23 protein-coding genes are annotated in these 24,278 nt (G+C 60.2%); 10 read left to right on the top strand and 13 right to left on the bottom strand.

All coding sequences use genetic code 11. The features are described from left to right. Positions 1–23: 23 nt before the first annotated feature. From ydcS to M5B98_RS26775, 6 genes are all read left to right on the top strand, one after another. Positions 24–1,175: a putative ABC transporter substrate-binding protein YdcS gene (gene ydcS, locus M5B98_RS26800; RefSeq protein ID WP_114881536.1), complete on the top strand. Its 1,152-nt coding sequence runs from the start codon at positions 24–26 to the stop codon at positions 1,173–1,175. A 304-nt stretch (positions 1,176–1,479) separates the two neighbouring features. Further along, a complete protein-coding gene (locus M5B98_RS26795) occupies positions 1,480–2,517 on the top strand; it encodes an ABC transporter ATP-binding protein (RefSeq protein WP_085747034.1) in 1,038 nt (345 codons plus the stop codon). Position 2,518: 1 nt separating this feature from the next. Beyond that, positions 2,519–3,454, top strand: a complete 936-nt coding sequence (locus tag M5B98_RS26790; protein ID WP_007954664.1) for an ABC transporter permease — start codon at positions 2,519–2,521, stop codon at positions 3,452–3,454. Then, positions 3,444–4,253, top strand: a complete 810-nt coding sequence (locus M5B98_RS26785; protein ID WP_134825601.1) for an ABC transporter permease — start codon at positions 3,444–3,446, stop codon at positions 4,251–4,253. The genes M5B98_RS26790 and M5B98_RS26785 overlap by 11 nt, the downstream gene beginning before the upstream one ends. Before the next feature lie 50 nt (positions 4,254–4,303). Continuing rightward, positions 4,304–5,728 (top strand): gamma-aminobutyraldehyde dehydrogenase, encoded by a 1,425-nt coding sequence (locus M5B98_RS26780; RefSeq protein ID WP_248744474.1) that lies wholly within the window; start codon positions 4,304–4,306, stop codon positions 5,726–5,728. 144 nt (positions 5,729–5,872) lie between these two features. Beyond that, on the top strand, positions 5,873–7,357 hold the full coding sequence (locus M5B98_RS26775) for an APC family permease (RefSeq protein WP_248744473.1): 1,485 nt from the start codon (positions 5,873–5,875) through the stop codon (positions 7,355–7,357). A gap of 75 nt (positions 7,358–7,432) precedes the next feature. Here M5B98_RS26775 and M5B98_RS26770 read toward each other — a convergent pair whose 3' ends face one another. Together M5B98_RS26770 and M5B98_RS26765 are read right to left on the bottom strand one after the other, a co-directional pair. Continuing rightward, entirely contained in the window at positions 7,433–7,834 is a 402-nt protein-coding gene (locus M5B98_RS26770; protein WP_179692533.1) for a type II toxin-antitoxin system VapC family toxin, read from the bottom strand. After that, positions 7,834–8,079, bottom strand: a complete 246-nt coding sequence (locus M5B98_RS26765; RefSeq protein WP_248744472.1) for an AbrB/MazE/SpoVT family DNA-binding domain-containing protein — start codon at positions 8,077–8,079, stop codon at positions 7,834–7,836. Before M5B98_RS26765 ends, M5B98_RS26770 begins: the two co-directional genes overlap by 1 nt. Positions 8,080–8,588: 509 nt before the next feature. On the opposite strand from M5B98_RS26765, the gene M5B98_RS26760 reads away from it, so the two are divergent. After that, a complete protein-coding gene (locus tag M5B98_RS26760; protein WP_248744471.1) occupies positions 8,589–9,080 on the top strand; it encodes a Bro-N domain-containing protein in 492 nt (163 codons plus the stop codon). Positions 9,081–9,135: 55 nt separating this feature from the next. Here the strand turns inward: M5B98_RS26760 and M5B98_RS26755 are convergent, their stop codons facing one another. Further along, entirely contained in the window at positions 9,136–9,321 is a 186-nt protein-coding gene (locus M5B98_RS26755; RefSeq protein WP_039769577.1) for a hypothetical protein, read from the bottom strand. A gap of 403 nt (positions 9,322–9,724) precedes the next feature. Here M5B98_RS26755 and M5B98_RS26750 point away from each other — a divergent pair, with 403 nt between their 5' ends. Next, positions 9,725–11,353, top strand: a complete 1,629-nt coding sequence (locus tag M5B98_RS26750; protein ID WP_248744470.1) for a glucan biosynthesis protein D — start codon at positions 9,725–9,727, stop codon at positions 11,351–11,353. A 12-nt stretch (positions 11,354–11,365) separates the two neighbouring features. Here M5B98_RS26750 and M5B98_RS26745 read toward each other — a convergent pair whose 3' ends face one another. From M5B98_RS26745 to M5B98_RS26730, 4 genes are all read right to left on the bottom strand, one after another. Continuing rightward, complete coding sequence (locus M5B98_RS26745; RefSeq protein ID WP_248744469.1) at positions 11,366–11,899, bottom strand: GNAT family N-acetyltransferase; 534 nt, start codon at positions 11,897–11,899, stop codon at positions 11,366–11,368. Positions 11,900–11,990: 91 nt separating this feature from the next. Continuing rightward, the gene (locus M5B98_RS26740) at positions 11,991–13,097 is read right to left on the bottom strand and encodes an NADH:flavin oxidoreductase/NADH oxidase (RefSeq protein ID WP_248744468.1); all 1,107 of its coding nucleotides are present in this window, start codon (positions 13,095–13,097) and stop codon (positions 11,991–11,993) included. Positions 13,098–13,330: 233 nt separating this feature from the next. Then, entirely contained in the window at positions 13,331–15,040 is a 1,710-nt protein-coding gene (gene recJ / locus M5B98_RS26735; RefSeq protein ID WP_085609150.1) for a single-stranded-DNA-specific exonuclease RecJ, read from the bottom strand. Positions 15,041–15,094: 54 nt separating this feature from the next. Continuing rightward, complete coding sequence (locus tag M5B98_RS26730; protein WP_007954646.1) at positions 15,095–15,637, bottom strand: YaeQ family protein; 543 nt, start codon at positions 15,635–15,637, stop codon at positions 15,095–15,097. Positions 15,638–15,783: 146 nt separating this feature from the next. On the opposite strand from M5B98_RS26730, the gene M5B98_RS26725 reads away from it, so the two are divergent. Beyond that, entirely contained in the window at positions 15,784–16,983 is a 1,200-nt protein-coding gene (locus M5B98_RS26725) for a CaiB/BaiF CoA transferase family protein (protein WP_248744467.1), read from the top strand. Beyond that, the gene (locus M5B98_RS26720) at positions 16,910–17,890 is read left to right on the top strand and encodes a TIGR02285 family protein (RefSeq protein WP_248744466.1); all 981 of its coding nucleotides are present in this window, start codon (positions 16,910–16,912) and stop codon (positions 17,888–17,890) included. Before M5B98_RS26725 ends, M5B98_RS26720 begins: the two co-directional genes overlap by 74 nt. Positions 17,891–18,063: 173 nt before the next feature. Here M5B98_RS26720 and M5B98_RS26715 read toward each other — a convergent pair whose 3' ends face one another. From M5B98_RS26715 to dsbC, 6 genes are all read right to left on the bottom strand, one after another. After that, on the bottom strand, positions 18,064–18,345 hold the full coding sequence (locus M5B98_RS26715; protein WP_119429023.1) for a DUF3509 domain-containing protein: 282 nt from the start codon (positions 18,343–18,345) through the stop codon (positions 18,064–18,066). A gap of 164 nt (positions 18,346–18,509) precedes the next feature. After that, positions 18,510–18,917, bottom strand: coding sequence for a DNA-binding protein (locus M5B98_RS26710; RefSeq protein WP_248744465.1), 408 nt, complete (start codon positions 18,915–18,917; stop codon positions 18,510–18,512). Positions 18,918–19,035: 118 nt separating this feature from the next. Next, positions 19,036–20,409, bottom strand: a complete 1,374-nt coding sequence (locus M5B98_RS26705; protein WP_248744484.1) for a transporter substrate-binding domain-containing protein — start codon at positions 20,407–20,409, stop codon at positions 19,036–19,038. Positions 20,410–20,528: 119 nt separating this feature from the next. Beyond that, complete coding sequence (thrC, locus tag M5B98_RS26700) at positions 20,529–21,938, bottom strand: threonine synthase (RefSeq protein WP_248744464.1); 1,410 nt, start codon at positions 21,936–21,938, stop codon at positions 20,529–20,531. A 66-nt stretch (positions 21,939–22,004) separates the two neighbouring features. Next, on the bottom strand, positions 22,005–23,309 hold the full coding sequence (locus M5B98_RS26695) for a homoserine dehydrogenase (RefSeq protein ID WP_011332618.1): 1,305 nt from the start codon (positions 23,307–23,309) through the stop codon (positions 22,005–22,007). A 131-nt stretch (positions 23,310–23,440) separates the two neighbouring features. Further along, positions 23,441–24,172, bottom strand: a complete 732-nt coding sequence (gene dsbC, locus M5B98_RS26690) for a bifunctional protein-disulfide isomerase/oxidoreductase DsbC (RefSeq protein WP_085711641.1) — start codon at positions 24,170–24,172, stop codon at positions 23,441–23,443. Positions 24,173–24,278: the final 106 nt, after the last annotated feature.

Here is a 24,278-nt window from a genome sequence, read left to right as displayed (position 1 = left end):
TAATTTAAAGAAGAGGGTTCACCATGTTCGTGCACAAGACCGCACTGCTCAGTGCAATCACCACGGCCCTGCTGGCCAGCGCCAGCCTGCAGGCCGCCGAGCCGCTGAAAGCCGTCGGCGCCGGCGAAGGCCAGCTGGATATCGTCGCCTGGCCCGGCTACATCGAACGCGGTGAAAGCGACAAGGCCTACGACTGGGTGACCGGTTTCGAGAAGGAAACCGGCTGCAAGGTCAATGTGAAAACCGCCGCCACCTCTGACGAAATGGTCAGCCTGATGGCCAAGGGCGGTTACGACCTGGTGACCGCGTCGGGCGATGCCTCGCTGCGGTTGATCGTCGGCAAGCGTGTGCAACCGATCAACACCGCGTTGATCCCGAACTGGAAATCCCTCGATCCACGTCTGAAAGACGCGCCGTGGTACGTGGTCAACAAACAGACCTACGGCACCCCGTACCAGTGGGGCCCGAACGTGTTGATGTACAACACCAACGTGTTCAAGACCGCCCCGACCAGCTGGAACGTGGTGTTCGAGGAACAGAACCTGCCGGACGGCAAGCCGAACAAGGGTCGCGTGCAAGCCTACGACGGCCCGATCTACATCGCCGACGCGGCGCTCTATCTGAAATCCACCAAGCCTGAGCTGGGGATCAAGGATCCGTATCAACTCACCGAAGATCAGTACAAAGCCGTGCTGGAACTGTTGCGCGCGCAGCAGAAGCTGATCCACCGCTACTGGCACGACACCACGGTGCAAATGAGCGACTTCAAGAACGAAGGCGTGGTCGCATCCAGCGCCTGGCCGTATCAGGTCAACGGGTTGATCAACGACAAACAGCCAATCGCCTCGACCGTGCCGAAAGAAGGCGCCACCGGTTGGGCCGACACCACCATGCTGCACGCTGAGGCCAAGCACCCGAACTGCGCGTACAAGTGGATGGACTGGTCGCTGCAGCCGAAAGTCCAGGGTGATGTTGCGGCGTGGTTCGGCTCGTTGCCGGCGGTTCCGGCGGCGTGTCAGGGCAGTGAGTTGCTCGGGGCCGAGGGCTGCAAGACCAACGGGTTTGATCAGTTCGACAAGATCGCCTTCTGGAAAACACCGCAGGCTGAGGGTGGGAAGTTTGTGCCTTACAGCCGGTGGACGCAGGACTACATTGCGATTATGGGCGGTAGGTAACTCTCCATAACAACGCGGTCTGCCCCCTTTCCCCCTCGCCCCCCTTGGGGGAGAGGGTTGGGCGGGCGGCGTGCCGATGAGGGGGTGGCTTTTGACTTTGCTTTTGAAATTGGAGCAATGGCTGAAATAGCTGCCCTCACCCCCCGCCCTCTCCCGGAGGGAGAGGGAGCTAAAAGCAGATCGCGGCGTATCGACCAGATGAGTTAGCCACAAAGCCATCGCATACACCGCCAAACGATCCAGTTTTTTCAGAAGTCCAGGCAGGGCCGCTGCGACGGCCCTCGCCTTTTTGGAGCACCGCATCATGACGCTTGCAGTCCAGTTCACCAACGTTTCCCGGCAGTTCGGCGAGGTGAAGGCCGTTGACCGGGTTTCCATCGATATCCAGGACGGCGAGTTCTTTTCCATGCTCGGCCCTTCCGGTTCGGGCAAGACCACGTGCCTGCGCCTGATCGCCGGGTTCGAACAACCGAGCGCTGGCTCGATCCGCATTCACGGCGCCGAAGCCGCCGGCTTGCCGCCCTATCAACGCGACGTAAACACCGTGTTTCAGGATTACGCGTTGTTCCCGCACATGAACGTGCTGGACAACGTCGCCTACGGTTTGAAAGTCAAAGGCGTGAACAAGAACGAGCGCCACAAACGCGCCGAAGAAGCGTTGGACATGGTCGCTCTCGGCGGCTACGGCGCACGCAAGCCGGTGCAGTTGTCCGGCGGTCAGCGCCAGCGTGTCGCCCTCGCCCGCGCGCTGGTCAATCGTCCGCGAGTGCTGTTGCTCGACGAACCGTTGGGCGCTCTCGATCTGAAGCTGCGCGAACAGATGCAGAGCGAACTGAAGAAGCTGCAACGCCAGCTCGGCATCACTTTCATCTTCGTCACCCACGACCAGACCGAAGCGCTGTCGATGTCCGACCGCGTGGCCGTGTTCAACAAAGGCCGCATCGAACAGGTCGACACCCCACGCAATCTGTACATGAAACCCACCACGACGTTCGTCGCCGAATTCGTCGGCACCTCGAACGTGATTCGCGGTGATCTGGCACGCCAGCTCAGCGGTCATCCGCAACCGTTTTCGATCCGTCCGGAACACGTGCGGTTCGCCGAGGGCCCGTTGGCCAGTCATGAAATCGAAGTCAGCGGTCTGCTGCATGACATCCAGTATCAGGGCAGCGCCACGCGCTATGAACTGACCCTGGAAAACGGCCAGACCCTGAGCATCAGCCAGGCCAACAATCAGTGGATCGACAGCAGCGCGCAGCACCAGACCGGTCAGCGAATCAGCGCTCGCTGGGCGCGGGAAGCGATGATTCCGTTGCACGACACCGTTGCGAGCGGAGTGTGACATGACCGCCCTCGCCCTCCCTCAATCGGCGCCGTTGCGCAGGTTTTCCAACCTGCTCTATCGCAAGCCGAACCTGTATCTGTCGATGCTGCTGGTGCCGCCGCTGCTGTGGTTCGGCGCGATCTACCTGGGCTCGCTGCTGGTGCTGTTGTGGCAAGGTTTCTACACCTTCGACGACTTCACCATGGCGGTCACCCCGGACCTGACCCTGGCCAATTTCGCCGCACTGTTTCAGCCGTCGAACTTCGACATCATTCTGCGCACCCTGAGCATGGCGGTCGTGGTGTCGATCGCGAGCGCCATCGTCGCGTTCCCGATCGCCTACTACATGGCGCGCTACACCACCGGCAAGACCAAGGCGTTTTTCTACATCGCGGTGATGATGCCGATGTGGGCCAGTTATATCGTCAAGGCCTACGCCTGGACGCTGCTGCTGGCCAAGGGCGGCGTGGCGCAGTGGTTTGTGCAGCACCTGGGGCTGGAGCCGGTTCTGCAGTTCATTCTGGGGATTCCCGGAGTCGGCGGCAGCACCTTGTCGACCTCGCATCTGGGGCGGTTCATGGTGTTCGTCTACATCTGGCTGCCGTTCATGATCCTGCCGATCCAGGCCTCGCTGGAACGCTTGCCGCCGTCGTTGCTGCAAGCCTCCGCCGACCTCGGGGCCAAGCCACGCCAGACCTTCATGCAGGTGATTCTGCCGCTGTCGGTGCCGGGCATCGCGGCCGGCTCGATCTTCACGTTCTCGCTGACGTTGGGCGACTTCATCGTGCCGCAACTGGTGGGCCCGCCGGGCTACTTCGTCGGCAGCATGGTCTACGCGCAGCAAGGCGCGATCGGCAACATGCCGATGGCTGCGGCATTCACGCTGGTGCCCATCGTGCTGATCGCCATCTACCTGTCCATCGTCAAACGACTGGGGGCCTTCGATGCACTCTGAGAAAGCCTCTTTAGGCCTGAAAATCGCAGCCTGGGGCGGGCTGGTGTTTCTGCACTTCCCGATCCTGATCATCTTCCTCTACGCCTTCAACACCGAAGACGCAGCGTTCAGCTTTCCACCGAAGGGCTTCACGCTGCACTGGTTCAGCGTGGCGTTTTCCCGGCCGGACGTGCTGGAAGCGATCAAGCTGTCGCTGCAGATCGCGGCCATTGCCACGCTGATTGCGATGGTGCTCGGTACGCTGGCTTCAGCGGCGCTTTACCGCCGGGACTTTTTCGGCAAACAGGGCATTTCGCTGATGCTGATCCTGCCGATTGCGCTGCCGGGAATCATCACCGGGATCGCACTGCTGGCGACTTTCAAGACGCTGGGGATCGAGCCGGGGATGTTCACCATCATCGTCGGCCACGCGACCTTCTGCGTGGTGATCGTCTACAACAACGTCATCGCCCGTTTGCGCCGTACCTCCCACAGCCTGATCGAGGCGTCGATGGATCTTGGCGCCGACGGCTGGCAGACCTTCCGCTACATCATCCTGCCGAACCTCGGTTCGGCTTTGCTCGCAGGCGGCATGCTCGCGTTTGCGCTGTCGTTCGATGAAATCATCGTCACCACCTTCACCGCCGGCCATGAACGCACCTTGCCGCTGTGGTTGCTCAACCAGTTGAGCCGCCCACGGGACGTGCCCGTGACCAACGTCGTGGCGATGCTCGTGATGCTGGTGACCATGCTGCCGATCCTCGGCGCCTACTACCTGACCCGGGGTGGCGAGAGCGTGGCCGGCAGCGGCGGCAAATGATTTCCCTGACCTTTCCCATCGTGAATTTGCAGTAGAAAGAGGACAACAACATGCAAACCAAACTCTTGATCAACGGCCACCTGGTCAACGGCGAAGGCCCGGCGCAACCGGTGCTCAACCCGGCTCGCGGTGAAGTGCTGGTGGAAATCAACGAGGCCACCGAAGCCCAGGTCGATGCCGCCGTGCGCGCCGCCGACAGTGCCTTCGCCGAATGGTCGCAGACCACGCCGAAGGATCGTTCGCTGTTGCTGCTCAAACTCGCCGACGCCATCGAAGCCCACGGCGAAGAACTGGCGAAACTGGAATCGGACAACTGCGGCAAGCCCTACAGCGCTGCGCTGAACGACGAGATTCCGGCGATTGCCGACGTGTTCCGTTTCTTCGCCGGCGCCAGCCGTTGCATGAGCGGTTCGGCCGGCGGCGAATACCTGCCCGGCCACACGTCGATGATCCGCCGCGACCCGGTGGGCGTGATCGCTTCCATCGCGCCGTGGAACTACCCGCTGATGATGGTCGCCTGGAAAATCGCCCCGGCCCTCGCCGCCGGTAATACCGTGGTGCTCAAGCCGTCGGAACAAACCCCGCTGACCGCGTTGCGTCTGGCCGAACTGGCGTCGGAGATTTTCCCGGCCGGTGTACTCAATCTGGTGTTCGGGCGTGGGCCGAGCGTGGGCAGTCCGCTGGTGACCCATCCGAAAGTGCGCATGGTGTCGCTGACCGGCTCCATCGCCACCGGTTCGAACATCATTTCCAGCACCGCCGACAGCGTCAAACGTATGCACATGGAACTGGGCGGCAAGGCCCCGGTGATCATCTTCGACGACGCCGACATCGATGCAGCGGTTGAAGGCATCCGTACCTTCGGCTTCTACAACGCCGGTCAGGACTGCACCGCCGCGTGCCGGATCTACGCCCAGCAAGGCATCTACGACAAGTTCGTCGAGAAGCTCGGCGCGGCGGTCAGCAGCATCAAGTACGGCATGCAGGATGATCCGTCGACCGAACTCGGGCCGCTGATCACCGCCCAGCATCGCGACCGCGTGGCCGGGTTTGTCGAGCGCGCCGTGGCGCAATCGCACATCCGTTTGATCACCGGCGGCAAGGCTGTGGACGGCAATGGCTTCTTCTTCGAACCGACCGTGCTGGCCGACGCCCAGCAGGATGACGAAATCGTCCGTCGCGAAGTGTTCGGGCCAGTGGTGTCGGTGACCAAGTTCACCGATGAAGCCCAGGCGCTGGAGTGGGCCAACGATTCGGACTACGGCCTGGCGTCCTCGGTATGGACGGCGGATGTAGGACGCGCCCATCGACTGTCCGCGCGGTTGCAGTACGGCTGCACCTGGGTGAATACGCACTTCATGCTCGTCAGCGAAATGCCCCATGGCGGTCAGAAACTGTCCGGCTACGGCAAGGACATGTCCATGTACGGGCTGGAGGACTACACCACGGTTCGGCATGTGATGTTCAAGCACTAAAAGCATCCCCCGGCTTCAAGGCAGAAACCGGTCATCCGCACTACCAGGCGTTCAAAACAATAACTACCGATCCGGGCGGCGCTCATCAAGCCCCGCCACGGCTTCGGCCATCCGAAATCTGCCGATTTCACGGAGCAAACAAACATGAGTGCATCACCCGATCTCTCAGCCGCCGTTGCCGACAGCGATGCCGAACAACTGCGCCAACTGGGCTACACCTCCAACTTCAACCGCAGCATGAGCCTGTGGGAAAACTTCGCGCTGGGCTTCACCTATCTGTCACCGGTCGTAGGGGTTTATACCCTGTTCGGCCTGTGTCTGGCCGCCGGCGGGCCACCGATGTTCTGGGCCTACTTGCTGGTCGGCTGCGGGCAACTGCTGGTGTGCCTGATCTTCGGCGAAGTGGTTTCGCAGTTCCCGATTTCCGGCGGCGTTTATCCTTGGGCGCGGCGTCTGGTGGGCAAGAAATGGGCGTGGATGGTCGGCTGGATCTACTCCATCGCCCTGTGCGTGACCATCGCCGCCGTGGCGGTCGGCGCCGGCCCTTACCTCGCGGCCATGCTGGGTTTTGAGCCGAGCAATAACACCAACATCGTCATCGCCCTGGTGCTGACGCTGTTCGCCACACTGGTCAACCTCAGCGGCACCAAAGTGCTGGCGCGGATCGCCATGTTCGGTTTCCTCTGCGAACTGGTGGGCGCGGTGATCGTTGGCGTGTACCTGCTGATTTTCGAGCGTCACCAGCCGATCAGCGTGCTGTTCAACACTTTCGATATCAGCGTCGACGGCTCCTACCTGCCGGCGTTCCTCACCGCGTCGCTGGCGGGGATGTTCCTCTACTACGGCTTCGAGGCCTGCGGTGACGTCGCCGAAGAAACCCCGAACCCGAGCAAGAAAATCCCGGTGGCCATGCGCATGACCATCTACATCGGCGGTATCGCGGCGATGTTCGCTTGCCTCGCGCTGATCCTTGCCGTACCGGACATGCAAGCGGTGATCAACGGCACCGACAAGGACCCGGTCACCACCATCCTCAACAACGCCTTCGGCCCGGTCGGTTCAAAAGTGGTGATGGGCGTGGTGATGATTTCCTTCATCTCCTGCGTCATCAGCCTGCAGGCTGCGGCGAGTCGTCTGCTGTATTCCTACGCTCGCGATGAAATGGTCATCGGTAGCCGACTGCTGAAAAAGATTTCTCCTACGACCCAGGTTCCGGTTGCCGCGCTGTTCGTGTCCGGCGTCCTGCCCGGCCTGATCATCGCCCTCGGCTTCTTCCTGCAAGATGCCGTGGCCACCATCGTCAGCTTCGCCGCCATCGGCATCTACCTCGCGTTCCAGATGATCGTGCTGGCCGCCCTGTACGCCCGCAGCAAAGGCTGGAAACCCAGCGGCAAATTCACCCTCGGCGCCTGGGGCTGGCCGGTGAACATCGGCGCGCTGGTCTACGGCGTCGGCGCAATCATCAACATGGCCTGGCCACGCACGCCGGATGCGGCGTGGTACATCAACTACGCGATGGTGCTGAGCACGGTGATCGTGATTGGTCTGGGGCTGGTTTATATGTGGATTGGCAAGCCGTATGACCATGGGAAGGCGCCGGCTGGGGATGCCTGGAAGGTGAGTCGCTAAACACAATCGCCCCGGAGATTCAGATACTTCCGGGGCGACTTACGAATCCAAGCTACTTAAAAACGTACCTACAAATCAGGAAGGTGTAATCAACTCGACGGAGGGGAAGTAATTGCGGTAGCGCTTAGAGTCTCGTGTTAACAACGGTAGTTTTTTTACAGCTGCATGAGCACCAATGAAAAAGTCCGCCAACACGTTGTGTTTTCCTCCGCCTACCTTTCGATAACGAACGAACGCTTTACCAGCCAAAAAGAGCGCAGGTCGCGGGATTTCCTGCATGACCAAGCCGAGCTGATTAACTACCCCATCCAGAGCTTCAAACGTTGAAAACGTCTGGGATAACTCTGCATAGACGATCGGGTTAATGACCAACTCATGAATTAGCGACTGAGCGCGAAGTTGCTGGATAGACCAGTCGGCCCAAGCTGGGTCGTCCTCCAAAACGTCAATCAATACATTGGTATCAACCAACACCATTAATCATCACCCCGAAGCAACGCCATCAAATCATCGGTTCGCCATTTGATATCGGCTTTGCCACGAACAGCATCAAATCGATCCGGAATTTTTGCTTTGCCTGTATCGGGCTTCGCACTGTGCAGTACCACCTCTCCCTGCTCATTGACACTGAACTCAATCGCCGAGCCCGGCGTGAGATGCAAGGCATCACGGATTGGCTTGGGAATCGTCACTTGACCCTTACTCGTCATGGTTGTCGTCATGTCATGCTCCTTGAGTATTACTCGATACACCAACGTAATACTTGGTTTCGGGATCTGCAACCGCCGCTGATCGTAGGACTACTCCGACCGATTTAAAGGACGACAGCGCAGTGCTTTAAAGCGTTTTGCTCTGACGATAAACAGCTGCCATAGGTCGCAGTGCCCCGCCTGAAACAAGCCGTAACTGGAAACCGAATATTGGATCGTCGGGAAGAAACCTGAGGTTCGTTCCGTGGATTCGAATGAATATAGGAAAAATTGTGGCTAAGGGGCCTCCTCTCTGCAGAACATGCAAAAACAGGAAATTCCTACAGATGCTGCCTACGAGAAAGATCTTCAATTCCGACAACAAGCGTCGAGTAACCGGGCTTGGCACCATAAGCACCTGACCGATACGCTTCCTTTCGGCAGCGAAGTCAGCAGCCCGGTGTCGAAGCCGGAACAAAATCAAAATGGCGCAACCGCACTCATCCGAGTGGCGGCTCTATTCTCAATATTGGAGTCGACAAATGCCCAATCAAACTCAAAATTCCTCTAAAGATCATCCTTACTTCATCCCCACCGTATTCACCCGCCACAACCGCTTCCTCCACGCCCTCCTGCTTGATCATCAAGCCTGGTTCTGCGCTCAAGATCTGGGCCGCATGATGGGCCATCCCTTGACCCCACGTGTCACCCTGAAACTCGACCCCGACCAACGCCGCACCGTCCGGCTGCGCAAGTACGGCAAAGTTGTCGAAACGCCGATGGTCAGCGAATCCGGCATGTACACGTTACTCGTGCACCATTTCATCCCGGAAAACCGCAATCTGCGGCAATGGCTGAGCAATGAGGTGATTCCCATCCTGCGGGAAACCAGCTCAGCAACAGAGGAAAACTACCCGAGCCTGAGCTCGGTGCATTGGGCCGGAGTCACTGTGCCGCTGCTGCACTGGCAACAACAGGCGTGGGTGAAATGGCGGGACATGCCTGAGTTGATGCAGGCACAGCGTCCACGGTAAACCTCAAGAGTGAAAAAGGGGCGGACTTCACAGTCCGCCCCTTTGGTTTTTCACGTCAAAACCGCGAAACACTCCTCATCGCATCCACCAGATACCGCATCGCAATACGGTCGCTCTCCGACAACTCCCGGTAACGCTCCACCAGCTTCAGTTCGTCAGGACTGAGCCGGCGTCTTCGCCGGACGTTGGTGAGGCAGGGAAAGATGCCCAACATTTCGGTAATGCCTTGTCCTTTTGCCATGGACGTTGTCCTTTTCCAGTACGTCAGAATTTTTCCAAAACCGCATCGCCCTGCTCCCTCAAGCAGCGATTTGAGCCCTGCCGGTCGGGTGAGTCGTGACCGGCCATGCCCATAGAATAGAAATTAAATCGGCGCTGAAAAGCGGTTTTTAGAGTAATTAGTCGAAAAAAGCAGATATGCCCTGTAAATCAGAAAAGGCTGTGGGATAAGTAACCGTAACGTCTTGTTTCATTGAGACGCTGTCGCCGTGTAATCAATGAATTTTGCAAAATCAGCGAACGGATTAAGCTAGCGCGCATCTGTTACTAGTCCGTAGCGTTTGGCCGAAGGCTTGTCCGAACCGTAATTTCTGATCCAGTACGTGCCAGGAACGGCGCGGGATTGTCCACGACAGGTTGTATCTATGCACCGCAGGAATTTGCTCAAAGCGTCCATGGCCATTGCGGCTTATACCGGTCTTTCGGCCACGGGCCTGCTGGCCTCCCGCGCCTGGGCCGCCTCTGGCGGTGCCGCCGACGGTGAAGCCCAGGCCTTCGACTTCGAAACGCTGAAGCGCCAGGCCAAGCAACTGGCCGGCAGCGCGTATCAGGACACCAAGCAGGTGCTGCCGCCGACCCTGGCGACCATGACCCCGCAGAACTTCAACGCGATCCGCTACGACGGCGAACACTCGCTGTGGAAGGAGAACAAGGGTCAGCTCGACGTGCAGTTTTTCCACGTCGGCATGGGTTTCCGCCAGCCGGTGCGCATGTACAGCGTCGATCCCAAGACCCGCACGGCCCGCGAGGTGCATTTCCGCCCTCAGCTGTTCAACTATGAAAACACCTCGGTCGACACCCAGCAGCTCAAGGGCGACCTGGGTTTTGCCGGCTTCAAGCTGTTCAAGGCGCCGGAGCTGGATCGCCATGACGTGGTGTCGTTCCTCGGCGCCAGCTACTTCCGCGCGGTGGATGCCACTGGCCAATATGGCCTCTCCGCCCGTGGCCTGGCCGTCGACACCTACGCCAAGAAACGCGAAGAATTCCCTGACTTCACCAAGTTCTGGTTCGAGACTCCGGATCAGAACGCGACCCGCTTCGTGGTCTACGCCCTGCTCGACTCGCCGAGCGCGACCGGCGCCTATCGCTTCGACATCGATTGCCAGGCCGAACGTGTGGTGATGGAAGTCGACGCCCACATCAATGCCCGTACCGCCATCGAACAACTGGGCATCGCCCCGATGACCAGCATGTTCAGTTGCGGCACCCACGAGCGCCGGATGTGCGACACCATTCACCCGCAAATCCATGACTCGGATCGTCTGGCCATGTGGCGCGGCAACGGCGAGTGGATCTGCCGCCCGCTGAACAACCCGGCGACCCTGCAATTCAACGCTTTCGCCGACACCGACCCGAAAGGTTTCGGTCTGGTGCAGACCGACCACGAATTCGCCAATTATCAGGACACCGTCGACTGGTACAGCAAGCGCCCGAGCCTGTGGGTAGAACCTACGACCGCGTGGGGCGAAGGCTCTATCGATCTGCTGGAAATTCCTACAACCGGCGAAACCCTCGACAACATCGTTGCGTTCTGGACGCCGAAGAAACCGGTAGCGGCCGGTGATTCGCTGAACTATGGCTACAAGCTCTACTGGAGCGCACTGCCGCCAGTCGGCACGCCACTGGCGCGGGTGCATGCGACCCGTTCGGGCATGGGTGGATTCGTCGAAGGCTGGGCACCGGGCGAGCACTACCCGCCGGTCTGGGCCCGTCGTTTTGCCGTGGACTTCACCGGTGGCGGTCTGGATCGCCTGCCGCAGGGCACCGGGATCGAACCGGTGGTGACTTGCTCCAACGGCAAGGTGCAGGACTTCAGCGTGCTGGTGCTGGATGACATCAAGGGTTACCGGATCCTGTTCGACTGGTACCCGACCAACGACAGCGTCGATCCTGTGGAGCTACGCCTGTTCATCCGCACCAACGATCGCACGCTGAGCGAAACCTGGTTGTACCAGTACTTCCCGCCGGCACAGGACAAGCGCAAGTACCCTTGATGCGTTGAGCCGTCAGGCCAACGGGCAGTACAAGTGGATATCGAGGGGTTCCAGTTCAAACAGCTCGGGATCCGGTTGTTCCAGCAACCGGCAACCCTGGCGCTGGTAGAACTCCACGGTATTGCGCGATTCGGTCGCCGAGACGTACAACGCCTCGGCGCCGACCTCCCGACCATGCTCGCAAGCCAGGGCAAACAATCGCCCGCCCAATCCCTGCCCACGCCAGGCAAGGCTGATGTGCAGAAACTTCAACTGCCGCATCTTCAGGCCCTGATTGTGAATAACCCGGTTATCCACAACCACTGCCGCCACCAGAGTCTCGCCATCGAAAATCCCGTGTAACCACCCGCCGCTGCGCCAGCACTTTTCCAATACCCGCGCATTCTCCTCCGCCTCCCCTTCGGGCCAGCCGCGCATGTCAAAACGCGCCGGATACAGGATCAACTCACCGTTCTCCACGCGATAACATTCCTCAACCAGCTCACTGCGATCGATCAGCGCCAGCAGCGGCAAGTCCGATTCAGTCAGCGCTCGTTCGATCAACATTGCAGTCCATTCCCTTGCGATTCCGGACGGCAGACAAGAAAAACCCCGCCGGTTCAATGGCGGGTTTTATAGGCTGTGCGGCGGGTCGGAATCAATCCCGCAGATCAGACTCGTGAATCGGCTGATCCCGATGGGTCGCACGTTGATACTGCGCCGGCCACACCGCTTTGCGTCCGCCCAGATCATCATCGGCGTGCAATGGCCAGTAAGGGTCACGCAGCAGCTCGCGGGCGAGGAAGATGATGTCGGCCTGACAGGTCCGCAGGATGTGCTCGGCCTGGGCCGGTTCGGTAATCATTCCCACAGTGCCGGTGGCGATGCCTGACTCCTTCCGTACCCGTTCGGCGAAGCGCGTCTGATAACCCGGTCCCACCGGAATCTCCGCGTTCGCTGCGGTGCCACCCGACGATACGTCGATAAGATCCGCGCCGAGGGTTTTCAGGCGTCGCGCCAACTCCACGGTTTCATCGGGGTTCCAGCCATCTTCAACCCAATCGGTGGCCGACAGACGGACGAACACCGGCAGTTCTTCCGGCCACACCGCGCGTACCGCCTCGGTCACTTGCAACACCAGACGGATGCGGTTTTCGAACGAGCCGCCGTACTGGTCGCGGCGCTGATTACTCAATGGCGACAGAAACTGGTGCAGCAGATAACCGTGCGCCGCATGCACCTCCACCACACTGAAACCGGCGGTCAGCGCGCGTTTGGCCGCGGCCACGAAATCCTGAATGACTTGGGCGATCTGCCCCTCATCCAGCTGTTTCGGCTGGGTGTGTTGCGGGTCAAAGGCAATCGGTGAAGGCCCGACCGGGGTCCAGCCGCCGTCATCCGGTTTGACGCTGCCATGCTTGCCAATCCACGGCCGATGGGTGCTGGCCTTGCGCCCGGCGTGGGCCAGTTGAATGCCGGCCACTGCGCCCTGCGCGTTGATGAATCGGGTGATGCGTTGCAGCGGTGCGATCTGTTCGTCGTTCCACAGGCCCAGGTCTTCGGCGGTGATCCGCCCGTCGGCCGTGATCGCCGTGGCTTCGGTAAACACCAGGCCCGCGCCCCCCACGGCTCGGCTGCCGAGGTGCACCAGATGCCAGTCGTTGGCCAGGCCATCGACACTCGAGTACTGGCACATCGGCGACACGGCGATGCGGTTGGACAGGGTCAGTTGGCGAAGGGTAAAGGGTTCAAGCAGCAGACTCATGGGGCACCTCTCAAATCAGTGGGCAGGCTCCAGGGTTCTGTTTGAAAAGTCGACGAGTGACAGGAAAAAGGTGCAGCACCCGCCCCCGCGGGCAAAAAATTCGACAAGACGTCACAAGGCCAATCAAGCAGTGCTTAGAGCCTAGTCGACATCCGGGGATGAGGGAGGGTTCAGAAATGAAACAGCACAATTGAAGCGTCCTGCGCCCCTTCAGTTAAGGGGCGCGAAGTCCTTTAGCGCGGTTCGATGTGGGCAATCATCAACTGCACGGTTTCATTACCACGAAACTCGTTGAGATCGAGTTTGTAGGCCAGTTCGACCCATTTGATCGTCGGGTTCGGCCAGATATCGCGATCGATGCCGAAGGCGATGCCATCGAGCTTCACCGAACCGCATTCGGTTTTCAGCACCACTTTGAGGTGCCGCTCGCCGACTACCCGCTGCTCGACCAGCTGGAACACGCCGTGGAACAGCGGCTCCGGGAAATGCTGGCCCCAAGGCCCGGCGTGACGCAAAGCGCGGGCCAGTTCCAGATGAAACTCCTCGACTGCCAGCGTGCCGTCCGACAGCAGTCGCCCGGTCAGATCTTCTTCACGAAGTTGCCTACGCACTTCGGCGTCGAAGGCCTCGGCGAACAACGGAAAATTCTCCTGCGGCAAAGTCAAACCAGCCGCCATCGCGTGGCCGCCGTACTTGCTGATCAGGTCCGGATGCTGCGCTGCCACCACGCTCAACGCATCACGAATATGAAAGCCTTGCACCGAGCGCCCCGAGCCCTTGAGCAAGCCGTCGCCAGCATCGGCGAACGCGATGGTCGGGCGGAAATACCGCTCTTTCATCCGCGACGCCAGAATACCGATAACGCCCTGATGCCATTCCGGATCGAACAGGCACAACCCGAACGGCATCGACTCGACCGGCAAGTCCTTGAGCTGGGCCAGCGCCTCGCGCTGCATGCCCTGCTCAATGGATTTGCGGTCCTGGTTCATACCGTCCAGTTGCGCGGCCATTTCCCGGGCCAGCGCAGCGTCGTGGGTCAGCAGGCATTCGATGCCCAGGCTCATGTCATCCAGACGCCCCGCCGCGTTCAGGCGCGGGCCGACGATAAAACCAAGATCGGTTGAAGTGATGCGCGAAGCTTCACGCTTGGCCACTTCCAGAATCGCCTTGATCCCCGGCCGCGCACGCCCGGCGCGAATCCGCTCCAGGCCCTGGTGCACCAGAATCCGGTTGTTGGCATCCAGCGGCACCACGTCGGCAACGCTGCCCAGCGCCACCAGATCCAGCAGTTCGCCGATGTTCGGTTGTGGCTTGCTCTCGTACCAGCCGAGGCTGCGCAGACGCGCACGCAACGCCATCAAAACGTAGAAAATCACCCCGACCCCGGCCAGTGCCTTGCTCGGGAACTCGCAGCCGGGCTGGTTCGGATTCACCAGGGCATCAGCTTGCGGCAGTTCATCGCCGGGCAAGTGGTGGTCGGTGATCAAGACCTTCAGGCCGTGACGTTTCGCGGCCGCTACACCTTCAACGCTGGAAATACCGTTGTCGACGGTGATCAACAGTTGCGGCTCGCGGGTCATCGCGACTTCGACGATTTCCGGGGTCAGGCCGTAGCCATATTCAAAGCGGTTCGGCACCAGATAATCGACGTGCGCCGCGCCCAGCAGGCGCAAGCCAAGCACGCCCACGGTGCTGGCCGTCGCGCCGTCGGCGTCGAAGTCGCCGACGATCAGGATCCGTTGACGCTGCTCCAGCGCCGTCACCAGCAGGTCCACCGCCGCATCGATCCCCTTGAGCTGCTGGAACGGAATCAACCGTGCCAGGCTCTTGTCCAGCTCCGCCTCGGACTGCACGCCCCGCGCCGCGTACAGGCGGGTCAGCAGGGGTGGCAGTTCACCGAGAAACGGCAGAGTGGCGGGCAACGGGCGAGGATCGATACGCATGGGGTGACAGAAGCTTCTCTTGAATACGTGGGATTTTTCGGGAGTAACGCGGACTTAACCGCGCTCGCCTTGCAGCCAGGTGAGCTGGACTTCGTGCTGACCGCGATCATCGGTGACGAAGATCGTGCCTTCACTGATCATCACGTCCCACTTGATGACGCGGGGCATGTCCTGAGCCAGGGTTTCCAGCACTTCCTGAGGAACAGCGGCAATGTTGACGTTCTTCAGGTTTTTGATCGCCGGAATCACCTTGCCTTCCCAGACACGCAGGCTGCCGTAGGCCAGCAGGCTGGTGCGTTCGGTGCGACGGGAGCACCAGGTCAGGCGATCCGCATCAGGCTGGCCGACTTCGATCCAGTGCAGGACGCGGTCGTCCAGGCTCTTTTCCCACAGCGCAGGTTCATCCACGTCCGACAGACCACGACCGAACGACAGTTGCTCGTTGTACCAGAGCGCGTAGGCCAACAGGCGCACGGTCATGCGCTCTTCGGTTTCCGAAGGGTGACGGGCGATGGTCTGCTTCACGTTCTCGTAAACGCTGCGGTCGAGATCGGTGAGGTTCAGTTCGAATTTGTAGGTAGTGGACGGCTGGGCCATGAACGGGCTTCTTGATACGAGGAAAGTCGGCAAGTCTAACCGATGCTGTAGGCAATCCACGAATTGATGGCGATCAACCTTGCGCGACTGACAGCCGGCTATGTTAAAACGCTGTATCTGCTCAGCCTTGTCCTACAGGATTTCGCATGCCGTTCGCCAATAAACCGCTCAGCGGTCTGAAAGTCATCGAATTGGGTACCTTGATTGCCGGGCCGTTTGCCTCGCGCATCTGCGGCGAGTTCGGTGCCGAAGTGATCAAGATCGAATCGCCGGACGGCGGTGATCCGCTGCGCAAGTGGCGCAAATTGTATGAAGGTACCTCGTTGTGGTGGTTCGTCCAGGCTCGCAACAAAAAGTCCCTGACCCTGAACCTGAAACACCCCGACGGCCTGGCGATCCTGAAAAAACTGCTGGGTGAAGCCGACATCCTGATCGAGAACTTCCGCCCCGGTGTGCTGGAAAAACTCGGCCTGAGCTGGGAAACCCTGCACGCGCTGAACCCGAAGCTGGTGATGGTGCGCTTGTCCGGTTTCGGCCAGACCGGCCCGATGAAGGATCAGCCAGGTTTCGGTGCGGTCGGCGAATCCATGGGCGGCCTGCGCTACATCACCGGTTTCGAGGACCGCCCACCTGTGCGCACCGGGATTTCCATCGGCGACTCGATTGCAGCCTTGTGGGGCGTGATTGGCGCGTTGATGGCTTTGCGTCATCGCGAGGTCAACGGTGGACTCGGCCAGGTGGTCGATGTGGCCTTGTACGAAGCGATCTTCGCCATGATGGAAAGCATGGTGCCGGAGTTCGATGTTTTCGGATTCATTCGTGAGCGCACCGGCAACATCATGCCAGGCATCACGCCTTCGTCGATCCACACCAGTGCCGACGGCAAACACGTGCAGATCGGCGCCAACGGCGATGCGATCTTCAAGCGTTTCATGCTGATCATCGGTCGCGAGGATCTGGCGAACGACCCTGCACTGGCGAGCAATGACGGGCGCGACACCCGCCGTGACGAGTTGTACGGCGTGATCGATCGCTGGGTCAATTCGCTGCCGCTGCAAACCGTGCTGGATCTGCTGAACCAGGCCGACGTCCCGGCCAGCCGGATCTTCAGCGCCGAAGACATGTTCAACGATCCGCAATACCTGGCCCGGGAAATGTTCCTGCACGCCAAACTGCCGGACGGCAAACCCTTCAAGATGCCGGGCATCGTGCCGAAACTCTCTGAGACACCCGGCACGTCCGAATGGGTCGGACCGCAGCTCGGTGAACACAATGCGCAGGTACTCCACGATCTTGGCTACGACGAGAAGCAGATCGCCCGGCTGCGCGAAGACGGAGCCATCTGAGCTGAAACGCCGACAGGCCTCAGCCTCCAACCGCGCCCGCCACTGGTGGACGTGGCGGCTGTTCGGCCTGCTTTTTCTGATGGTCTTGCCAGCATGGGCGCAGGCTAAACCGACGCTGATCTGGCTGCTGCGTGACCTGCCGCCGCTGACCATTCTCGAAGGCCCGAAAAAGGGTCAGGGCGTCATCGATCAACTGATGCCGATGCTGATAGCCGGCATGCCGCAATACGAACACACCCTGATGCGGGTCAACCGCGCCCGGGGCCTCCAGATGCTCCATGAACACCCGTTTGCCTGCGATCCGTCGCTGCTCTGGAACAGGGAGCGGGCACAGTGGATCGCGTTCTCCATCCCGGCTTTCCGCGCAGTCAGTAATGGTCTGGTGGTTCGTCGCAAAGATCGCGAAATGCTGGAGCCTTTTCTGGTCGAGGGGCAGGTCGATCTGTCGGCGTACCTGGCCAACGGCGAGAGAAAAGTCGGGGTGGTGGCCGAGCGAAGTTATGGCGAATACGTCGACACGCTGCTGCGTCAGGCACCCAGTGGCTCGCTGACGCCGCACTATGGCAACGATGCCCTTAGCAGCCTTCTGTCGATGCAGCGACTGGGTCGGCTGCAAGCAGTGCTGGGTTACTGGCCGGAAATCCGCTACCAGGCGCGTCAGGTTCAGATCGCTGAAGACGAGCTGGAGTTCTTCCCCGTTCACGGTGCGGACAAGTACATCTCGAGCCATGTCGGCTGCACCGATACCACCCAGGGTCGCCAGGCGATCCGCGAAATCGATCAACTGCTGCGCACCCTGCCCCACGAACACTTGAACCAGCTCTACGCCCAGTGGCTCGACCCTGAAATGCGTCCGGACTACCTGGAGCAGGCACGGATTTTCTTCCAGCAGCAGGCCGCGCAGTAAATCCCGGACAAAAGAAACCCCGAGAAGTGGGGAGACGACTCGGGGTTAAACGTGGTCTGTATCAAAGACCCGTAGCAGCAAGCGACAAGCACCGGAGCACAATGCTTGATCCTGCTGTTATGGGGTCTGACTGACCTGGATGCAGGAAGGTTCCCACAAAAGTCCCATCAGTTTCAGAGCAGCGGGCGCTTGTCGCGGGCAACGTTGCGCAATGCAGCAATCACACACGGCTCCAGCCGGCCTTCGGCGATCAGGATGTCGCGATGCAAGCCATCGACCACATCCGTCAGTTGGCGCTTGTCGCTCAACTGCGCCCGATTGAATTCGCGTTCCACCACAATGGCGCCACTGCCGTTCTTCAGTGTCACCAGGCATTCGCCCTGCAGACCGCGAGGGGTCAGCGTTACCTGATACGGGCTCAGAGCCTCACCGAGCAATAGACTGATACTTTCCATCTCGATCTCCACTCAATAGTCCGAAAACACAGTGCCTGGGGCGTGTCCACAGTAAATGACCACCGGCCCGAGAAGAAAGTTCTGCATATCGGCGGCCTCTGCGGGAGAGTCACCGACCTGTCGGAGCATGCATGGAGAAGATGACAGAAAAATAACCGATGGCTTCAGGCGCTGACCGAGCGTCGGGGCGACGACAGATAGCGATCGAGCAGATTGCGCATCAGCACCGCCGAAACCGGCGTATACAGTCTGCCCAGGAGCTCTACCCCGCTCTCCTCCAGTAAAGATTCCAGGTCGGCCAGTACGCTGGGAGCGACCACCCCCAGCAGAATCAACGATCGGGCATCCCGTCGGGCAACCAGATGGTTGATCAGTGCCAGCCCCTCACCACTTTTGAGCTGCGGATTGCAAATGGCGATATCGACAGCCCCCCGACGATCCAGCGAGCGCTTTGCCGCGCCCAGCGAAGGCGCGGTCAACACGTCGTAGATTCCAATGGCGTTGAGCATCTGGTGCAATGCCATCAACTGAAACGGGTCGGGTTCGAGAAGCAGGATTTTGAGCGAGCGCATTGGACGACCTCTTGCACGACAATCGCGGTTTCTCGCCGCAGTGGCTTGTCACTCTAGGGCAGTCGTCCTAAGCCTCCCATCAGAAAAGTAGCCAGGTTTTATAGGACATTTCCTATCTTCAACGCAGACATCGACACCCGCTATCGGTCTGCCTCTGAATGATGTCCGTCCAGCCCCCCAGCAAGCCGCGCAGCGCCCCATCGGCACCGTAAAAAGGCACCGTCCACTGATAGACCTGCCGAGAACCGCCCTTGAACATCAGATGCCGTCTGCTGAAGCGCGTCTTGCGGGTGCGCAGCTGCACCATGAACTCATCATGAAGCATCAATGCGGTGGCTTGCGGAAGCACGTCGAGCTCACACAGCGTCCGCCCCTGCACCTGCTCAAGACGCACGCCGAGCGCCTCTTCATAACTGCGATTGCACATGATAAGGCGCCCCTGAAGGTCACGCACGAACACCGGGTCCGGCATGGCATCGATCAACGCATGCTGAAAAGCCAGTTGATCGCCCAGATCTTTCTCTACCTCACGTCGCTGCTTTATCTCGACTGCGAGCCGGCGGCTCCATAGCAGCAAAAACAGGCCGAACACTCCGAGCACGCCCATGCCCCAGCATCCCCACTCGAGCATTCGCGCCCCGAGCGAAGGAGACGGAGCGGGAGAAATGCCGTCCAGCCATTTCAGGCGCATGGCACGCAGTTCGGCTGCCGAGAAGGCTCCAAGGGCCTTGTTGAGAATACTCAGCAACTCAGGCAAGCCCTTGCGCACTGCCAGATGATCCGCCTCCCACTTGCCCTCCACCAGACCTCCGACCTTGAGCAGGCCCGATGGAAACAACTGCGCACCGATCTCGTTTTCGATCGTGGCGTAAGCCTCGCCACTCTCCACAACCGCCCGGGCCTCGGCGTAGGTCTTGACCGAGCGTATCTCGATCAGCGGATGGTCGCGTCGGATACTTTCCTCCAGTGCATGCCTGGCCGGCAGCACAAGAACCCGCTTGTCCAACTCTTCAAGCGACTGCACCGCCGGCTCACCTGCACGCCCGACGAACACCCAGCCTGCACCACCGAAGGCATGGCTGAAATCGAGAAACTGCTTGCGCTCCTCGTTCATCGCCAGCGTGGTACTGATGTCGGCGACGCCACTTTCGAGCCGCTCAAGCATGTGGTTGGTGGAGAACGACTCCTGATGCACGAACTGCAAACCGGTCATGGCGCTGATGTGCTTGAGCACATCGTTGTTCAGGCCGCTCCACTGACCGTGTTCGTCCTGAAACAGATACAAGGGATACTGCACCGAGGCGACTGTCACCCTGGGGTTTTCACGAATCCACTGTTGCTCTTGCGCGTCCAGCTCAATGGGCTGGATGTTCAACTCTGCACCTTCTGAATGCATCGTCAGATGGGCCGCCTCGGTCAATTGCAGAACCCCCGACAACCCCAATAAAAACAACCAGCTCAGCGCTGGCCTCCATCCTGAATAAAACCGCATTGCCACATCCTTCGTCATCGACTCGCCCGTCCTTCGTGGGCGAAACAGGCGCAGTGTGGCATGCAAAAACAAGAAAGCCCGTCAGGAGACGGGCTTCAAAATGTGACAGCTTTCAGGGCTTAAAGCGGCTTGCCGCGATTGCCATGCTGGCTGACAAAGGCTTGCACGGCTTTCAGCTCGTTTGCCAGAACGGTGCAGCGCTCTTCTCTCTCAAACAAATCAGAAAGGTGTGCAGGCAGTTCGAGAGCTTTTCCTACGCCGGCTTTCTCCACCGCGTCCGGGAACTTGACCGGATGCGCCGTACCCAGGATCACCATCGGGATGTCCAGGCTGCGACGGCATTCGCGAGCGGCTTTCACGCCGATGGCGGTGTGCGGATCCAGCACTTCACCGGTCTGCGCGTAGACTTCGGCGATGGTTTCGCAGGTTTGCGCGTCGTCCACGGCCAGCGAATCGAAGAGCTTGCGGGCTTCGGTCCAGCGTTCCTGTTCGACGCTGAAACCGCCACCCTGCTTGAACGAGTCCATCAGGCCGGCAATCGCCGCGCCGTTGCGACCGTGCAGGTCGAACAGCAGGCGTTCGAAGTTCGACGAAACCATGATGTCCATCGACGGCGACAGCGTGGCGTGCAGGGTTTCCTTGACGTACTGGTTGCCGCTCATGAAGCGGTGCAGGATGTCGTTGCGGTTGGTGGCGACGATCAACTGGTTGATCGGCAGGCCCATGTTGCGCGCCAGGTAGCCGGCGAAGATATCGCCGAAGTTGCCGGTCGGTACCGAGAACGACACCGAACGTGCCGGGCCGCCCAATTGCAGCGCAGCGTGGAAGTAGTAAACGATCTGGGCCATGATCCGCGCCCAGTTGATCGAGTTCACCGCCACCAGGCGCGTGCCCTTGAGGAAGCTCTGGTCGGCGAAGCTGGCCTTGACCATTTCCTGGCAGTCATCGAAGTTGCCTTCGATGGCGATGTTGTGGATGTTCTCTCCGAGGATGGTGGTCATCTGCCGACGCTGCACTTCGGACACACGGTTGTGCGGGTGCAGGATGAAAATGTCGACGTTTTCGCAGTGCTTGCAGCCTTCGATGGCGGCCGAACCGGTGTCACCGGAGGTGGCACCGACGATCACCACGCGCTCGCCGCGTTTTTCCAGCACATAGTCGAGCAGACGGCCAAGCAGTTGCAGGGCGAAGTCCTTGAACGCAAGGGTCGGGCCGTGGAACAGCTCCATGACCCATTCGTTGCCGTTGAGCTGGCGCAGCGGTGCCACGGCGCTGTGAGCAAACACACCGTAGGTTTCTTCAAGGATCCTTTTGAAATCGGCGTCCGGAATGCTGCCGGTGACGAACGGGCGCATGACGCGGAAAGCCAGCTCGTGATACGGCAGGCCGGCCCAGGAAGCAATTTCTTCCTGGGTGAAACGTGGCAGGTTTTCCGGGACGTACAGACCGCCGTCGGTGGCGAGACCGGCCAGCAGGACGTCTTCGAAATTCAGGGCCGGTGCCTGGCCGCGGGTACTGATGTAACGCATGACTGACTCCAATGGACAGTGTTCACAACACCGGGCCCGCAGACGGGCCCAGTGCAGGAGATCGGCTTAATTCAGGTGCTCGACACGGATCCGCACGACCGGACCGACCACGCCCGCCAGGGCCTCGAGGGCAGCGATCGCATCGTTGATGTGCTGTTCCAGCACGCGGTGGGTCAGCAGGATCATCGGCACCAGACCGTCGTGTTCCTCGACTTCCTTCTGCATGATCGACTCGATATTGATGCCGCGCTCCGAGAGGATGCTCGCCACCTGAGCGAGTACGCCCGGGTGGTCCTTGGCCTGGATGCGCAGGTAGTAGGCGCTTTCGCAGGCTTCGATCGGCAGGATCGGATGGGCCGACAGCGAGTCCGGCTGGAAGGCCAGGTGCGGCACGCGGTTTTCCGGATCGGAGGTCATGGCGCGAACCACGTCCACCAGGTCGGCAATCACCGACGAAGCGGTAGGTTCCATGCCGGCGCCGGCGCCGTAGAACAGGGTCGAACCGGCAGCGTCACCGTTGACCATTACCGCGTTCATCACGCCGTTGACGTTGGCGATCAGACGATCGGCCGGGATCAGCGTCGGGTGTACGCGCAGCTCGATACCGGCGGCGGTGCTGCGTGCCACGCCCAGGTGCTTGATGCGGTAACCCAGCGCTTCCGCGTAGTTCACGTCGGCGGTGGTCAGCTTGGTGATGCCTTCGGTATAGGCCTTGTCGAACTGCAGCGGAACACCGAACGCGATGGACGCCAGGATCGTCAGCTTGTGCGCTGCGTCGATGCCTTCGACGTCGAAGGTCGGATCGGCTTCGGCGTAACCCAGCGCCTGCGCCTCGGCCAGCACGTCTTCGAAGGTGCGACCCTTCTCGCGCATTTCGGTGAGGATGAAGTTGCCGGTGCCGTTGATGATCCCGGCCACCCAGTTGATACGGTTGGCAGACAGGCCTTCACGGATCGCCTTGATCACCGGAATGCCGCCGGCTACCGCCGCTTCGAACGCCACGATCACGCCTTTCTCGCGTGCCTTGGCGAAAATTTCATTACCGTGAACGGCAATCAGAGCCTTGTTCGCGGTGACCACATGCTTGCCATTCTCGATGGCCTTGAGTACCAGCTCGCGGGCAACGGTGTAGCCGCCCATCAGCTCTATGACGATGTCGATCTCAGGGTTCGTGGCCACTTCGAAGACATCGTTGGTAATCGCAATACCGGTCGTCTGGAACTGAGGCTTTGGCGTGCGCATGGCAATTTGTGCCACTTCGATTCCACGCCCGGCACGACGAGCAATTTCCTCGGCGTTGCGCTGAAGTACGTTGAAGGTTCCGCCACCTACGGTCCCTAACCCACAGATGCCTACTTTGACCGGTTTCACTGTGAACTCCCCATAAAACGGCCGACGCGAGGCCGGCCGTGAAAACAACCGCGCATTCGCGGCTCTCTAATGATGGCCCGGCCATGTTGCCGCCGGGCCACGCTCGTCACGCCTTGGCGCAACGATGCGAATTACTTCGCGCCCAGCGCCAGTTTGGCGACTTGTGGCGCAGGCTGGTAGCCCGGAATGACTTGTCCGTCAGCCAAAACGATGGCCGGCGTGCCGTTCACGCCGATCGACTGACCGAGGGCGAACTGTTTGGAAACCGGGTTCTCGCACTTGGCGGCCTTGATTTCCTTGCCATCGACCATTTTGTCCATGGCTGCTTTCTTGTCTTTCGAGCACCACACGGCTTGCAGTTGCTCGTCACCCGGCGAGCCCAGGCCCTGGCGCGGGAACGCCACGTAGCGCACTTCGATGCCGCGCTTGTTCAGCTCAGGCACTTCGGCGTGCAGCTTGTGGCAGTACGGGCACGTGGTGTCGGTGAACACGGTGATGTGCGACTTGGTCTCGCCCACGGCCGGGTAAACCACGGTCTCGGCGACCGGAATCCCGTTGATCAGTTTGGAAATGCCCAGACGTTCGGTCTTCTCGGTCAGATTGACCGGTTTGCCGTCCTTGAGCTGGAACATGTAGCCCTGAACGATGTACTGGCCGTCGGCGCTGGCGTAGAGCACGCGGCTGCCCTTGAGCTTGACTTCGTACAGGCCCGGCAGCGGGCTGGCGGTGATGGTGTCCACCGGAACGTCGAGCTGGAGGTTTTCCAGGCTCTGGCGGATGGCTTTGTCGGCCGCATCGTCGGCGACGGCAAAGGTGCTGACCAACGCAATGGCTGCGGCGGCGAAAATCTGGGTCAGACGCATGTGAACTCCTGAAGGCGGACAAATGGAACGATCAGAACGCCCGTGCCGGAACACCGGGTCATAACCGTCCATCGTGCAAACCGGCAAAGCCTACCACATAAGGCTC

The organism is Pseudomonas sp. MWU12-3088 (assembly GCF_023242405.1).
In the GTDB taxonomy this organism is placed as follows: domain Bacteria; phylum Pseudomonadota; class Gammaproteobacteria; order Pseudomonadales; family Pseudomonadaceae; genus Aquipseudomonas; species Aquipseudomonas kribbensis.
This window is presented reverse-complemented; position numbering and strand designations above follow the sequence as displayed.

Bases quoted from the DNA above. Each gene is read 5' to 3' on its own strand.
- M5B98_RS26755 (WP_039769577.1), bottom strand. From the start codon at position 9,321: ATGGCAAAAGGACAAGGCATTACCGAAATGTTGGGCATCTTTCCCTGC.
- M5B98_RS26770 (WP_179692533.1), bottom strand. From the start codon at position 7,834: ATGGTGTTGGTTGATACCAATGTATTGATTGACGTTTTGGAGGACGAC.
- M5B98_RS26795 (WP_085747034.1), top strand. From the start codon at position 1,480: ATGACGCTTGCAGTCCAGTTCACCAACGTTTCCCGGCAGTTCGGCGAG.
- M5B98_RS26730 (WP_007954646.1), bottom strand. From the start codon at position 15,637: ATGGCCCAGCCGTCCACTACCTACAAATTCGAACTGAACCTCACCGAT.
- M5B98_RS26720 (WP_248744466.1), top strand. From the start codon at position 16,910: ATGCGCAGGTACTCCACGATCTTGGCTACGACGAGAAGCAGATCGCCC.
- M5B98_RS26775 (WP_248744473.1), top strand. From the start codon at position 5,873: ATGAGTGCATCACCCGATCTCTCAGCCGCCGTTGCCGACAGCGATGCC.
- thrC (WP_248744464.1), bottom strand. From the start codon at position 21,938: ATGCGTTACATCAGTACCCGCGGCCAGGCACCGGCCCTGAATTTCGAA.
- ydcS (WP_114881536.1), top strand. From the start codon at position 24: ATGTTCGTGCACAAGACCGCACTGCTCAGTGCAATCACCACGGCCCTG.
- M5B98_RS26785 (WP_134825601.1), top strand. From the start codon at position 3,444: ATGCACTCTGAGAAAGCCTCTTTAGGCCTGAAAATCGCAGCCTGGGGC.
- M5B98_RS26750 (WP_248744470.1), top strand. From the start codon at position 9,725: ATGCACCGCAGGAATTTGCTCAAAGCGTCCATGGCCATTGCGGCTTAT.
- M5B98_RS26715 (WP_119429023.1), bottom strand. From the start codon at position 18,345: ATGGAAAGTATCAGTCTATTGCTCGGTGAGGCTCTGAGCCCGTATCAG.
- M5B98_RS26740 (WP_248744468.1), bottom strand. From the start codon at position 13,097: ATGAGTCTGCTGCTTGAACCCTTTACCCTTCGCCAACTGACCCTGTCC.
- recJ (WP_085609150.1), bottom strand. From the start codon at position 15,040: ATGCGTATCGATCCTCGCCCGTTGCCCGCCACTCTGCCGTTTCTCGGT.
- M5B98_RS26705 (WP_248744484.1), bottom strand. From the start codon at position 20,409: ATGCGGTTTTATTCAGGATGGAGGCCAGCGCTGAGCTGGTTGTTTTTA.
- M5B98_RS26790 (WP_007954664.1), top strand. From the start codon at position 2,519: ATGACCGCCCTCGCCCTCCCTCAATCGGCGCCGTTGCGCAGGTTTTCC.
- M5B98_RS26760 (WP_248744471.1), top strand. From the start codon at position 8,589: ATGCCCAATCAAACTCAAAATTCCTCTAAAGATCATCCTTACTTCATC.
- M5B98_RS26710 (WP_248744465.1), bottom strand. From the start codon at position 18,917: ATGCGCTCGCTCAAAATCCTGCTTCTCGAACCCGACCCGTTTCAGTTG.
- M5B98_RS26780 (WP_248744474.1), top strand. From the start codon at position 4,304: ATGCAAACCAAACTCTTGATCAACGGCCACCTGGTCAACGGCGAAGGC.
- M5B98_RS26745 (WP_248744469.1), bottom strand. From the start codon at position 11,899: ATGTTGATCGAACGAGCGCTGACTGAATCGGACTTGCCGCTGCTGGCG.
- M5B98_RS26765 (WP_248744472.1), bottom strand. From the start codon at position 8,079: ATGACGACAACCATGACGAGTAAGGGTCAAGTGACGATTCCCAAGCCA.
- dsbC (WP_085711641.1), bottom strand. From the start codon at position 24,172: ATGCGTCTGACCCAGATTTTCGCCGCCGCAGCCATTGCGTTGGTCAGC.
- M5B98_RS26725 (WP_248744467.1), top strand. From the start codon at position 15,784: ATGCCGTTCGCCAATAAACCGCTCAGCGGTCTGAAAGTCATCGAATTG.